The sequence below is a fragment of the Pseudomonas sp. RIT-562 genome, from assembly GCF_026241895.1.
Classification (GTDB): Bacteria; Pseudomonadota; Gammaproteobacteria; order Pseudomonadales; family Pseudomonadaceae; genus Aquipseudomonas; species Aquipseudomonas mandelii_F.
In genome coordinates this window covers 1-13,790 of the sequence record NZ_JAPJIV010000037.1, presented here as the reverse complement: position 1 = coordinate 13,790, position 13,790 = coordinate 1, and the positions used below count along the sequence as shown (strand labels likewise).

General features: G+C 63.8%; 8 protein-coding genes. 2 read left to right on the top strand and 6 right to left on the bottom strand.

Annotated features, from left to right (window positions below; all coding sequences use genetic code 11):
* Window positions 1–9: 9 nt before the first annotated feature.
* The 6 genes from ORL50_RS28125 to ORL50_RS28100 form a co-directional block, all read right to left on the bottom strand.
* The gene (locus ORL50_RS28125; RefSeq protein WP_266019901.1) at window positions 10–1,560 is read right to left on the bottom strand and encodes a cytochrome c/ABC transporter substrate-binding protein; all 1,551 of its coding nucleotides are present in this window, start codon (window positions 1,558–1,560) and stop codon (window positions 10–12) included.
* Between the two features lie 9 nt (window positions 1,561–1,569).
* Window positions 1,570–2,199, bottom strand: coding sequence for an SCO family protein (locus tag ORL50_RS28120; protein ID WP_266019900.1), 630 nt, complete (start codon window positions 2,197–2,199; stop codon window positions 1,570–1,572).
* Window positions 2,196–2,852 (bottom strand): SCO family protein, encoded by a 657-nt coding sequence (locus ORL50_RS28115; protein WP_266019899.1) that lies wholly within the window; start codon window positions 2,850–2,852, stop codon window positions 2,196–2,198. The genes ORL50_RS28120 and ORL50_RS28115 overlap by 4 nt, the downstream gene beginning before the upstream one ends.
* Window positions 2,853–2,865: 13 nt before the next feature.
* On the bottom strand, window positions 2,866–4,884 hold the full coding sequence (locus ORL50_RS28110) for a YncE family protein (protein ID WP_266019898.1): 2,019 nt from the start codon (window positions 4,882–4,884) through the stop codon (window positions 2,866–2,868).
* 213 nt (window positions 4,885–5,097) lie between these two features.
* Window positions 5,098–10,932 carry a manganese-oxidizing multicopper oxidase MnxG gene (mnxG, locus tag ORL50_RS28105; protein WP_266019897.1) on the bottom strand — a complete coding sequence of 1,945 codons (5,835 nt, stop codon included), beginning with the start codon at window positions 10,930–10,932 and terminating at the stop codon, window positions 5,098–5,100.
* Between the two features lie 331 nt (window positions 10,933–11,263).
* Window positions 11,264–11,875 carry a lytic transglycosylase domain-containing protein gene (locus tag ORL50_RS28100; RefSeq protein WP_266019896.1) on the bottom strand — a complete coding sequence of 204 codons (612 nt, stop codon included), beginning with the start codon at window positions 11,873–11,875 and terminating at the stop codon, window positions 11,264–11,266.
* A 192-nt stretch (window positions 11,876–12,067) separates the two neighbouring features.
* On the opposite strand from ORL50_RS28100, the gene gspG reads away from it, so the two are divergent.
* Both gspG and ORL50_RS28090 read left to right on the top strand, forming a co-directional pair.
* Window positions 12,068–12,502 carry a type II secretion system major pseudopilin GspG gene (gspG, locus tag ORL50_RS28095; RefSeq protein WP_266019895.1) on the top strand — a complete coding sequence of 145 codons (435 nt, stop codon included), beginning with the start codon at window positions 12,068–12,070 and terminating at the stop codon, window positions 12,500–12,502.
* Between the two features lie 14 nt (window positions 12,503–12,516).
* A complete protein-coding gene (locus tag ORL50_RS28090) occupies window positions 12,517–13,704 on the top strand; it encodes a type II secretion system F family protein (protein ID WP_266019893.1) in 1,188 nt (395 codons plus the stop codon).
* Window positions 13,705–13,790: the final 86 nt, after the last annotated feature.

Below are 13,790 nucleotides of genomic sequence, written 5' to 3'. Positions count from 1 at the left end.
GGCCTCCGGTCAGGGCATCGCTGCAATCGGTCTATAGGGCGCTACCAGATAGAAGCGCTGGTCGGGCAGATCCACCGTCACCACATGGGCGCCGCTCAGGCCCAGGCGGCGGCCGGGGCCGAAGCTGATCAAGGGAGTCAGCCCGGTGTCGAAATCGTGCAAGCCTTCGAGTGCGTTGATCAGCTTCTCGCGGCTGGTGTCGCGCCCGGAATGTTTCAGGCCTTCGCTGAGCAACAGCAGCGAGCTGTAGGCGCCGACTTGCAGCACCGCATGCTGGCCGCCCAGGCCCTGATTGGCGCGCACTTGAGTCAAGGCCAGGCGTCCGGCCACCGTCCAGTCACTGGGCACGAATGGATAGGCGAGGAACACCCGCCGGGAAAAACCGCTGGGCACTTGCAGCAGATCCCCCGCCACCTGGTTCGACGTGGCGAACAGATACGGCACCTGCCCGGCAACTTGCAGGCGCTCGGCCAGGCGACTGAAACCGGCACCGCTGCCCAGGTAGAACACTGAACGCGAGCCCAGCGGCAGTTCTTCCTGTGTCGGGTCGTAGGCTTGCAGGTGCACTTTCTGCCAGGCGTGATCCTGCAGGTACTGGCCCAGGTTTTGTGCCGCGAGGCGCTGGCCAGGTTCGTCCGGATAGGTGATCAGGGTCGGCCCTTGCAGGACTTTGAGCTGCTCGGTGGCGTAGTCGGCCAGGGCGATCAGTTGCTCGCGCAGGCCTGGCAACGGCTCGAAAATCTGCCGGCTGGCCTGGGCCGGTCCCAGCAGCGACAACGGACCGATCAGCGGCACGCCGGCTTTCTCCAGGCGAGGCCCCAGCTCCGCGTCCAGGGCGGGGGCTAGCGGCGCGATCAGGGCGAACACCTGTTCGGTGTCGATCAAACGGTCGAGCGCCTGCTCGGCACTGACGCGGTCCGGTCCTGGGTCGAGAATGGTCAGGCGCAACTGCCGGCCGTGGATGCCGCCGGCTTGATTGATGCGCGCCACGCTCCCCTTGAGCACGGCCGCCACGGTGGCGCCCTCCTCGCTCAAGGGCCCGGAACCGGGGAGTAACGTCCCCAGGTGCACGGTGCCAGGATCGAGGCCGGGGTCACGGTCTTCGGCCACACGCTTGAGATAGGCGCTGAGATTGCGCTGATCGTTCATCGACAGGACAAATCTGGGCATCGCCGGGTCAAGGCGATTGTCGGCTGGGTCGCGACCTTCCTGAATCGCTTTTGCCAGGCTGGCATCGGTATAGGCCGGGTAGTCGCGGCCGTTGACCTGTTGCTGGCCATAGGTGCTGCTCAGCCGTGACCAGCTCAGGTCTGGCGGGCGCACCCCGCCCTCGGGCCGTCCGACGCCATCGTCGCCATGGCAGTTGGCGCACGGCAGGCTGGTGGCGGGCAACAGCATGCCCGCCGCACCGACCCGCGCCATGATCGGCTCGCCACTGGCCGACACCCCCTCGCGATAGAGCCGTTTACCGGCACTTTCGCTCGGGGTCAGCGCGAGCGCCTGGGCGCCGAGGGGCAGACCGCAGAGGAGCAGCAAACCGAGGACCAGGGACGTCTTCATGGCGCGCGCTCAACGGCCGACCACGGGCATTGTCAGCAACTGCAAGCGCTGGGCAATGGCGGCGGCAGGGGCATCGGGGCGGATCTTGCTCCAGCGTTTGTTGGCCACGTCACCCACGATCAGTTGCGTGGAATGCTGTTCCGGGGTGAGCACGATCTGGCCGATGCGCCCCAGGACCAGGTCCATCTGGGCTTTGTCGCCCGTCAGAAAAAGCCAGTGGGGGTCTTCTACCCCTTGTTTCAAGGTGTAAGCCTTGAGTACCGCCGGGGTGTCCCGCAGCGGATCACTGGTAAGGGAGATAAAGGTGATGCCGTCGGCCTTGTCGCCCAGCACTTCACGAACTTCCTTGAGCTTTTGGGTGATTAGCGGACAGGCATCATTGCAACTGGTGAAAATCACGTTGAGCAGCACCACGCGGTTTTGCAGCGCATCGCTGTAGAACCGCAGGGTCTCGCCATTCTGGTCCTGCAAGGGCGTGTCGGTGAACCAGGTCTTGGCATCACGCGTGCCACCGGCCGGCTGCGCGGCGGGCGCTGCAGGTGCTGCAGCTGCGGGTTCCTGGTGGCCTTCATGGGCCAGCGCCAGCGAACTGAAAAGGCCCAGGCACAGGCTCAAGGCGATCCGGTCGAAAGTCCTCATGGGTGCTGCTCCATGGCAATGGCGGTGTGTTTGGCGTGGGCATTGCGTTGGCCGCTGAGTTTCTCCACTTCACGGGTGAGCACGTCCGGGTCAGTGAAACCGTAGTAGCGGGTCCAGTTCCGGCTGTTGCCGTCGCCCACCAGAATCAACGGCGCATGGCTTTTGAAATCGCCGTTGAAAGTGCCCAGGCCCTTGAGGGTTTCGTTGACCGACTGGGTGGAACCCGTCAGCCAGCTCCAGCCAGGCCCATTCTGGAACGAGCGGGCGTAATCGTTCAGGCGCTTGGGATCGTCGCGCTGCGGGTCGATGCTGATCGACACCAACTGCACCTCGGTTCCGACCCGCGCGCCGAGCTGTTTCTGCACCTTGCCCATGATCGACGACACCACCGGGCAGACCGTGGTGCAACTGGTGTAGATGAAACTCATGACCACGATCTTGTTGCTCACCAGGTCTTTTTCCAGGCGCACCGCTTTGCCCGTCTGGTCCACCAGGGCCACGTCGGCGAATTGCACCTGCGCGCTCTCGGAGGTGGCACTTTTGGCGGGCATGTCATGGCCGGCGTGTTCATCCGCCGAATGGGCCAGGGCCTGGCCAATACCGGCGGCCAACAGGCACAGGGTCAGCATTCCACAAGGTAGGAGTCGGTTCATGTCCATATCCTCTTCAGTGTGCCGCGCCCGGGACCACCCGGACGCTGGCAAAGGTCTTGTCGTCGAAGCTCGCGCCTAGGGACGCCGCACGCACGTGCAGGTACCAGGCACCGTTCTGGTCGAGCGTCACCGGGGCTTCGTACACGCCGCTGCTCACTTCCCGCGCGGCAACCGTGCGGGTCTGCGATGACGGCGCGCGGAAGTAGCGCACTTTCACGTCCTTGACCCCGCTGCGCTCAGCCTTCTGCTGGCCCTGGACGATGCGAAAGCGCACGACGTAGGGGTTGCCGAGGTCGGCGATGGATTTGTCGAGCATGAATTCCACCTTGGGCACGCCGGCATTCAGGGCGGCGTTGCTGCCGGGTTCCACCAGCGCGGTGAAGCAGTGAATGATGTTCGGCTGGTTGAGCAGGAACGCCACGTCAAAACGCCCCGCCACCGGCAGTTTGACCCGGGCGCTGTAGAGCCCCGGCTCGACTTCGCGCAGGCTGCGGTCGATCACCAGCGCAGCACGCGCCACTTGCCCGCGATTGGGGTAGCCGGACATCGGCGCGTTCATGCCTTCGGCGTAGAAGTAGGTGGTGTTGTCCACCGGGTTGACCACGAACACCGCGTTGTCGTCGCGCGATACCGCCAGGCTCGATGCCAGTGGCAGGTCGCCCGCCAGGCGTGGCGCCTGAGGGCCGGCCTCGAAGCCTTGGGTGATCGGCTTGCGGCCCTCGCCCAGGGACGCCAGGTTGATCATGGTGACCTTGGCCGAGGCCAGGCCGCGGATATAGGCATAGGCCTTGGTAAACACTACCTGGAAGGGTTCGGCGGAAACGTCCAGGTCATGGATCAGCGCATTGGTCGCGGCGTCGATCACCGAGGCCTGGTTCTCCAGGGTATTGAGCACGATGGCGAAGCGTCCGTCGGCGCTGAAACTCATCGGGCCGAGGCCCTGCTTGAGCTTGATCACCCGACGCACCTCCAGGCTGGCGGTGTCGATGACCGTGACCGTGCCGTCCTTGCCGTCAGCCACGTACACCGCCTGGGACAGCGGCGAGTAAGCCACGGACAGCGGGTGCGAGCCGGTCTTGAGCTGCTTGCTCACGGTCAGGCTGGCGATGTCGATGATGCTGACGGTGCCGTCGTCGCGGTTGCTGACGAACGCCTGCCGGCTGTCTTTGCTGAAGGCGATTTCGTGGTGTCCGGCGCCAGTGGCCAGGTGCTTGAGCGGCTTGAGGCTGCGTGCATCGATCACCGTCACGCCGGACTCTGCGGCGCTTTTGGCGTTGTTGCCGACCCACAACAGGCGTTCATCCGGCTGCAGCGCCACGCGCACCGGGTTGTTGCCGGCGGCGACCGAGTCGATCAGCTTGAATTGCTCGCTGTCGATCACCGCAATTTCCCCGGCGGCGGGCATTGAAACGAACACCCGTTTGTTGTCTCTCGGGGTGGTCCAGTCCATCGGCGGTTGCTTGATATCGATGCGCGTCATGGTGCTGGTGATGCCGCCCACCGAGACCGAGGGATCGACCACCGAGACGCTGGCATCGCGGTTCATCACCAGCAGGAAGTAGCTGTTGAGGTCGAGCATGGGCCGTGCACCGATGCTCGATTTGAGGAACACCCCGACCCGGGATTTGCAGCTTTGCTCGCGGCCCTGGGCCTTGTCGGCCGCCACGGTTTCCGGGTCGAGCCAGGCACCCGGCGCAACGCCTGCCAGGGGTTGGCCGGAGGCCGAGTCGGTGAGCCGAAACTGCACGTCGGCAAACTCACCTTCGCGCAGCACGCCGTCGGCGGCCAGGGGGCGTACTTGCAGGGCGACTGACACGCCGTCGCGTTCGAGGACCTGGTTGGCGCCCGCCGCCACCGGCGCCTGGCTGGCAGGTTGAGCGGCCTTGGCAGGCGAGCTGGCGTTGGCAGTCCAGGTGTCCGGCAGCGCGATTTCGCTGAGCATGTCCGATGGCAGGGTCTTCAATACCCCCAGCCCGATCAGTGCCACGCCGACAACCAGTGCACCGGTGGTGACTTTGATGTTCCAGTTCATTCCCTTCTCCCCTTACAGATCTGTGCCTGCCTTCGCACTGTTGCTCTTGCTTCTGCTTTTTGCTTTTGCTGTTGCCCTGTGGGAGCAAAGCTTGCTCGCGATGGTTTCACCTCGGTATTGAAGGTGTTGCCTATGGCGCTATCGCGAGCAAGCTTTGCTCCTACAATGGGGCCCACCCAGGTATGGAGGGTGTGCCCCATGGCCCCATCGCTTCTACGGTGCTGGTGCCGGCTCCGGTTCGTTGGTCACCCGCAGCAGTCCCCACAACCCGGAGGTATTGCCGTAGGCGCCGTAGTCGCGATACAGGTAATCCCCCGGTATGGCGTTGCTACCCCCGGCGCTCGGGTGCATGAAGCTGAAGTGCGCCGCCGGCAGGATGCTTTCCCGGGCGCCGATGTACATCGACATCGGGTTGTAGCCGAACCGCACCGACCCCACCCCCGGCGTACCCAGCGGATAACCACCGGTATCGCTCTTCTCCGACTGGAACGGGTTGACCGACCACACGTGACCGTCCAACTGGAAGGTCGAGCCACGGCTGCCACCGGTTGGCAACAGGATGTGGGTGCGGAACGGTTGCCCCGGTTTTACATAGAGCACTGGCGTCTGTGGATCGCCGCCAATTAGCGCATTGCTGTAGGCCATGTGCGCATTAGGCACGTCGCCGTAGCCGGCACCCCCGGCGTGACCGAAGGGTGCGTCCGGCGCCAGGCCGAAGCGGAACCACAGCGGCTCGGACTTGTAGTTGATGGCCATGCTCGAATTGTCCTGCGGATCGGTCGGCACGCCCGCCCCTTCGGCGGCAATCCCTTCCACCGGCCGGCCGTTGGCCCAGCGCATGTTCAAGGCTTTCTGCCAGACCATCGCAAAGTCGCGATACACCGCCTGCCCTGGCGCCGTGACCGTGGCGTTGGCCTTGCGGGCGTCCTCGACCCAGGTCGCGCCGACCGGCAGGATGCTCATGGCACCTCCCAGGCCTTTCTGCCCCTGCTTGATCACGTCCGCCGGGGTGATGCTCAGCCCGCCGAATTCCACCGCCGTGGCGTTGATGTTGTCGACACTGCGGCCCAGTTGCGTGACGGGTTTGCCCTCACGCTCCAGGTGCCCGGCGTAGTACTGGTAGGTACGCGTCGGGTAGGCGCCACTGTTGCCGACCCGTGGTGGCACGGTCTGGGCCGGGTTGGCGCCAACGTTGACACCGTCGGACTTGGTGATGTCGTAGGACAGCAGCTGCGCATGCAGGCCGACATGGCTGGAAGGCCGGATCAGGTTGTTGGTGAAGATGGTCGAACCCTGCCCGCTGTTGCGATCACGCTTGACCAGGCCTTGCATCACGGCAGTCTGGGTCAGGTCGGGCATGACCAGCGGCAGGCGGTTTTCCAGGGTGACGTTGATGCAATCACCCGCCGCAGCGCGCAGTACCAGTGGCTCTACCGGCACACCAGGTTTCAACTTGCCGGTGGTTGGGTCGAGGTCGGATTTGCGCACATACAGGATCGCGGTCGGATCATGCAGCGGCCCGCTCTGCCCGCCAATGGTGATGGTTTCGCCATCCTCCGGATCGACCACAGTGACCTGCGGAATATTCACCGTCCGCGAGTTGAACACCAGGGTGCCGCCCGCTGGATTCAACGGCCCGCCGACGTGCTGGCCGAGGCCGGCAGGGTCGCCGATGGTCAGGTTCAACGGGTTACGCAGGATGTCGTTGGCCAGCGCCGCGACCACCTCATAGTTGCGTTGCACGGTCGGCCGGGTGCCGATGCCATTGGGGTTGGCGCTGATCCGTGGGCAGGAACCTTCATAGGCCACGGTGTTGCGCATGCCCGCCGGTTTCGGATTGTTCGGCAAGGCGAACAGGTCGCTGCGTTGGGCCGTGTAGTTACGCATCACGCCCCAGATACCGTTCCAGTAGCCTTCAATCGAAGCGTCCATCGAGTACAGGTAGTCACCCGTGGTCGCGGCCGAACTGGAGAGCATCGAGACCGGTGCGTTGAAGCCCATCTGCTCGGAGATGCCGACCATTTGCGAGGCGCGCCAGCCGGAGTTGGAGCTGTTGCCGAAGCCCGAACCGCTCTGCAGCCATTTCACTCCGTGCAGGGTCACGTTGTGCTCCTCCTCGTGGCCGCCGGCATGCAGGCGCAGCCGCACGTTGTCACCGGTGTAGGTGCGCAGCATCGGGGTGAACGGGTCGCCAGCTTCGGCGCCGCCACGGTTGATGTGCGGTGGGAACAGCGTGGTGCCGCCGGTTGGACCGGTCGCCGAGGTGACCAGGTTAGGCGCCAGGTTCATCGCCGCGATGGCACGGTCGGTACGGCTTTGCATGGCGTATGCGAGGTCGCCGGCCAGGCCGTCCGCCTGCATCCCGCGCTTGCCGTCCGGGCCGATTTTGTTCGGGTCATAGACCCGCAGCGCCAACGGCTCGTTGCGGTAGTTGACGACGAACATACCCGGGTCATCCACCGAGATCGCCTGTGGGCAAGGCCGGCTTGGGCAGCCCGGAACCATGCCGCCCTGTACTTCGATGATGCCGTCCAGCAAGTTGCTGGCGTTGTTGCGCACAGGTGGGTTGATGGCGTAGCGGAAGCTGTCCGCAGTGGCCGGGAAGGCCGTCGGGTTAGGCACCCCATTTGGCCCTGCGCCAACGTACACACCGGCTTCATAAGCATGCTGGAAGTCGCTGTACTCGAGGAAGAACTCGCGGAAGCTGTCGTTCTTGCCGTCGCCGTCCAGATCGCCGGTGGACACCACCGCTTGCCACGAAGTCGGCCCGCCGTCCTGCCGCGCGCCGCTGTACAGCTGCTCGCCGGTTTCGGCGTGGAACCAGGTGGAACCGGCAGGTTCAGCCAGTACGGTGGCGTACAGGCCAATCTGTTGGTGAGTCGATGGGCCGAGGTGGTCGTGGGTAAAGATGGTGCCCAGGCCACGGTCGACGCCTTTGGCGTTGACCACCGGATCGACGAACCAGCGCTGCATCGCCGTGCGCGCCCCGACCCAGTCCGCCCGGCCATATTGACCGAAGAACGGATGGTTCTTGGCTTTCGGACAGGCCGGAGTGCCGTCACGCGGATCGGCGCCCAGGCACTGGTTGAACTCGCGGATCGCGTGGATACGCTCCTGCACGGCGCCCGGGGAAAGCACGCCATCCTCGTAGTTCCAGCCGTTGGCCGAGCCGTCGGCCGCGGTCAGGTCCCATTTCGGCAGGTGGATATGCTGGCCGATCACGTCGGTTGGGGTGCGCACCTGATAGTCGTCCATCTCATAGGTGGCCGGCACCAGGTTGGTTTGCTGGTATTGCACGCAGTCGAAAGTGTTCATGCGCATCACCAGCGGCTCTGGTGGGCGCTGCTTGGTGATGACCGGCCAGGCGTCTTCCCACAGCGCCAGGATGCGCGCTTGCGGGAAGTGGTAACCGACCTTGTTGTACACCGCGTCGAACTGGATATTCGCGGCTTTGTAGACCCGCGGACGGTCGGCGGTGAACGTCGACGAACCGGTGTAGGACATGCCATCGACCCGTTCGCCGCTGTTGAACTCGCCGGTGCCGGCGCTGCTGGTCAGGCGTTTTTGCCGATCGTCCATGCACGGTTCGTAGTACGGCGCGCCAGCAATGGGCAAGGCGCCGTTGGTGCGGAAGGCCTTCGCCACGATCTGGTTGCCCGGCAACAAGGCGTAGCTTGGATGGTCTTTCTTGGCGTGGAAGGCCATCGCAGCCTGTTCCACCTCGGTGCCCTCTTCCGGCATGTAGATCGGTTTGGCGCGGGTCACTTCCTTGGAGAAGTCCAGCGAGGTGGTGATGGTGTTGGCTTCACCACCGGCGGAGAAACCGTCCAGCGAGTGCCGGCCCAGGCCGCCATCCCAGCCACCGGATTGCGCCGGGTCAAGGTTGGCCCACAGCGAGTTGCCGCTGGTTTTCAAGGCCTGGGCCTTGGCTGCATCGAGCATGTCCAGGGGTGGAGTCGGTGGGCGTTGGCCGACCGACGTTTCCATGCCGCCGATCCAGAATGGGTAGCCAGGGTTTTTCAGGCTGCCATCGGCATTGCGGTTGGCTTCGCTGCGATCCACCAGGGCCAGCGAACCGATGGCCTGGACGCCGCCGTTGCCGCCGTGATGTTCGCCATCATCGTCGTCTTCATCATCGTCATCGTCGTGGCCGGCCACCAGGGTTTCGCCGATTTTCGGTACGACCGCGACCTTGCCTGGCATCGGTGCCATGGCTTTGCCGGGCAGCGGCACGACCGCTGGAATCGGCGTGCCGGCGATGATTTCGCCATCGGGCAAGGCCCGGGCTCCCGAAGCCGGTTTGCCGCTGCGCAGGGCAAAAGGTTCACTGTGGTAACCGTCGTCGCCTTGCTGCGAGACTTCGAGTTTGGTGCCTTCTTCAAACACGTCGTGCACCCGCCACATGGCCCACATGCCCTGGGCAAAGTGCGGATAGAAGTGGCAGTGATAGATCGCATCGCCCGCCACGCGGTTGCGGTTGCCGGAACCACCGTTGGCGATTTCGTAGGTGTAGCCGGCGCCCGGGCCGATGCCCTGGGCATCCACGTAGTCGGAGTTATCGTCGTTGGGGTTGAACAGCCACTGGTGCCCGTGCAGGTGGAAGATGTGCTGCTCGTGACCGTTGTGGGTGTTGCGGAATTTCACGAAGTCGCCGATGTAGCTGTGGTTGACGTTGGACGGCTCCGACGGGTAGAGCGCCATGGTGGCCTTGACACCGATCTGGTCGGCGCGCGGGGTTTCACCAGGGCGAATGTTTTCCAGCCCGGCGTTGGCCGGCACATCCACCAGCATCGCCACGTCGCCGACGGTGTGCGAGCTGAGGAAGAACTCTTCATAGGCACAAGACAGGCAATCGTGCATCGGCCCGACGCCCAGGCGGTTGGCGACCACTTCGGCGCCCATGCCGCCGGAGCCATAGTTGATCATGAACGAATCGCGAGTCGGTTCGAGCACGTGGGCCATCACCGGGTCTGCCCAATAGGCCGGAAATGCCTGGGTCGCAGCGGTTTCATCCTGGAACTGCGAGGCAAAATCGCGGAACGGTTCAAGCCGATTGGGGAGCGCCGGGTTGCGTTTGCCAATGGCTTCCAGCGGATAAGTCGAAGGCGGGAAGCTGCCGTCGGCGTTGCTGCCCATGACGATCGCGTCACTCTCGCTGGAGATGATTTCGTTGCCGTCGACCATGTTGATGATCGGCGTACCGGCCTTGCCTTCACGGATCCACGGCTCGCGTTGTGGGTAGCGCGCCTGGTAATCGACGATCGGCTGACCGGTCGGGGTCCGCCCGGTGCTGGCCAGGCGCATTTCTTCTTCAGTCACGGTGTTGCGATAGGTGCGGCCGCCCCTGGGCACTACCACCACTTCGCCGAACAGGCCGTTGGCGACGTTACCTGCAGCACCTTCACCACCAAAGGTGGCGCCACGGCTGCTGGCGGCAAAGGCGCCTTCGCGTTCGGCGTACAAGGTATAGGAGCGGCTCGCGCCGGGGGCAATCAGGGTGTTGGCGTTGCGGCCGGTGTAGGCGGAAATATCGTCGATGCTGTTGACCGCCTGCATGCCGTTGACCTGGAAGCCGACATGGCGGTCAGTGACTTGCTCGTCGACCTTGAAGTCGTCGACTGCACCGATCTCCACTTCACCTTCGATCTCGCCTTCCTCCTCCTCGCCGCTGTCATGGCTGCCGGGGTTGGCTTGGTAGGCCAGGAGGTTCTGCAGGTTGATGGTCAGGCAATCGCCGGCCGCGACACGCAGTACCAGGGGACGCGGACGCTTGTCGGGCCGCAACGAGACCTTGCCCGGCACCGCCGTGCCACCCTGGGCCAGCGACCTGTTGTGATCGTCGACCACATCGCGGCGCAAGGCGAACATCATCCCGTTGACGTTCTGTGCGCCGAGCCGGTTGAACATCAGCGGCTGATCCAGCGCCACGACGTTTGCGACCAGATTGCGCTCACAGCGCAGGGCCGCCTGGGCCACTTCCAGGCCGAACATCGGCACCAGAAACAGCAGCAGATTAAGCAGGTGATGAGCGTTGGGTTTGCCGGTCATGATCACGGGCCTCGATTTGGGTGCTCATTGGAAATACGTCTCGACAAAAGTCACTGGAGCAATCGCCATGCCATAAAAAATTTACTTGTATTTCAATTGGTTATTCGAGCTAGTTGATAAGTCGGGGGAAATCCCCCACCCATTCCCCGGTTTGCGGGTTAACGAAAAGAACTGTGCTGTTGGCGCTGTGGGAGCAAGGCTTGCCCGCGATGGCGGAGTGCAAGGCACCCTGCATGTCGAATGACACACCGCCATCGCGGGCAAGCCTTGCTCCCACAGTTAATCGGCTGCTACGCAAAGCGTGTTGCCCCACAATTGGGGGCTCCCCCAATCACAGCGGAGCGTCCACGGCCAGCCCCTGCAGGCGCCGGTATTGGCGCAGGACACTGGGCACATAACGCTGGGTTTCGGCGAACGGCGGGATCACTCCGCCACGGCTGATCACCGCCTGGGGCCCGGCGTTGTACGCCGCCACGGCGAGGGCGATGTCGTTGTCGAACAGGGTCATCAGGCGCTTGAGGTATTTGGCCCCGCCCTGGATGTTGGCCTTCGGATCGTAAACATCCTTGACCCCCAGTTCCCGCGCGGTATCGGGCATCAACTGCATCAGTCCACCCGCGCCTTTGGGCGAGGTGGCGCCGGAGTTGTAGCTGGACTCGGCCTGGATCACCGCGTGCAGCAGCGCCGCCGGCAACTGGTTGGCCGTGGCCGCTGCCGACACCAACTCGGCGTAGGGCCGCGCGGCAATCATCTGCGGCTGCTGGTCAAGGCTGACCTGAGCCACCTCGGGCTCCTGGATCACCCGTTCATAGTGGCGGCCAGGACGGTGGACATTGGACAGGACATAGCTGCCCTTGGCATCGACGGATACGAACACATCGGCCTGCGCGACCCCGGCCAGCAGCAGCCCGCCGAGCAGTCCCGCAGTGAATGACTTGAGCATTGGTGCCTCCCCTGACCTGCCCCGGAAAATGGGGGTAATGCCCCAATGACAAGTCGTGAAACAGCCGTACGCAAGCACCGTGCCGTAACTGCGAGGGCCCGTGAAACAAGGGTTGCAGAGCAAAGAGCAGGCCTGTGCATGGCATTTGCATAAGGCTTGTGCGCGACCCTTCTGCCTATGTGTGAGGTCATCATGAATCAGCGTCAGTGCTGTATCCCGCAAGCTCAACGCGGCTTCACCCTGCTCGAATTGCTGGTGGTGCTGGTGGTGCTCGGCCTGTTGGCCGGCATCGTCGCGCCGAAGTACTTTGCCCAGCTCGGCCGCTCCGAAGTGAAAGTGGCCAAGGCGCAAATCGAAGGCCTGGGCAAGGCGCTGGATTTGTACCGCCTGGAGGTCGGCCATTACCCCTCGACCGAACAAGGCCTGCAGGCGCTGGTGACCGCGCCCAGCGATGAAACCCGCTGGACCGGTCCTTATCTGCAGAAAAAACTGCCCCAGGATCCGTGGGGCCGTAATTACAACTACCGCTACCCCGGGGAAAACGGCGAGTACGACCTGCTGTCCATGGGCAAGGATGGCCAACCCGGCGGCGAAGGCGAAAACGCCGAAGTCACCAGCTGGCAATGACGGGAGTGGCGACCATGCGGTTTCACCTCAAGGCAGTGGGCAAGGCCGGCGTGGTCTCGGTGACCGTCGAGGCCCAGGGCGATAGCGAAGCGCGGCGCATGGTCGAGGACCAGGGTTTGCGTGTGGTCAGCCTGCAAGCCGACCGGCGCTGGCAAGCGCTGCGCCTGCAAAAGCGCGAGACCTTCAACCTGGTGCTGTTCAGCCAGGAGCTGACCACCCTGCTCAATGCCGGCCTGCCGTTGATCGATGCGCTGGAAAGCCTGGCGGAAAAAGAAAACGCCCCCCAGGCGCGCAAGACTTTGAGTGAGCTGGTGCGCCTGCTGTACGAGGGAAAATCGTTCTCCCAGGCGCTCGGCCAGTTGTCGGCAGTGTTCCCGCCGCTCTATGTGGCGCTGGTGCAATCGAGTGAGAAAACCGGCGCCGTGGGTGATGCCCTCGGTCGCTACGTCAGCTATCGCCAGCGCATGGATGAGGTTCGCCAGAAGATCGTCAGCGCTTCGATCTACCCCTTGCTGTTGCTGGTGGTGGGCGGTGGCGTGGTGCTGTTCCTGATGGGCTATGTGGTGCCGCGCTTCAGCCTGGTGTTCGAGGGACTGGGGTCGAATCTGCCGTGGTTGTCCCAAGTGCTGATGAGTTGCGGGATGTTCCTGCATGCCCACCAGGGAGAATTTTTCGGTGGGTTGGTGGCGATCGTCGTCGCCCTAGGCTTCCTCCAGCGCCAGCCGGCTTTTCGCCGTGGCGTCGATCGGCTGATCGAAAGACTGCCGGCGGTTCACCAACGGATTTTCATGTATGAACTGGCGCGTTTTTACCGCTCCCTGGGCATCCTGCTGCAGGGCGGCATCCCGCTGGTGACGGCCATGGGCATGGTCCGCGGCCTGCTCACGGTGCCCTCGCGCGTACGCCTGGACCAGGCCTGCGAACGGGTGCGCGAGGGGCAATCACTGTCAGCCGCGCTGGAGCTCAATCACCTGGTCACTCCCGTGTCCCTGCGCTTGCTGCGAGCTGGCGAGCAGTCGGGCAATCTGGGGCAGATGATGGAACGCAGCGCCGACTTCTACGACGAAGAAATCAGCCGCTGGATCGAATGGTTTGTGCGCTTGTTCGAACCGTTATTAATGACGTTCATCGGCTTGTTGATCGGGGTGATCGTGATCCTGATGTACATTCCCATCTTCGAACTGGCTTCGAGTATTCACTGATACACCCACAATAAGACGGAGATCGATATGCACATGAAGAAGCTTTTGCTCGCAGTGGCTATTGGCGCAGTTCTGTCGGCATCGAC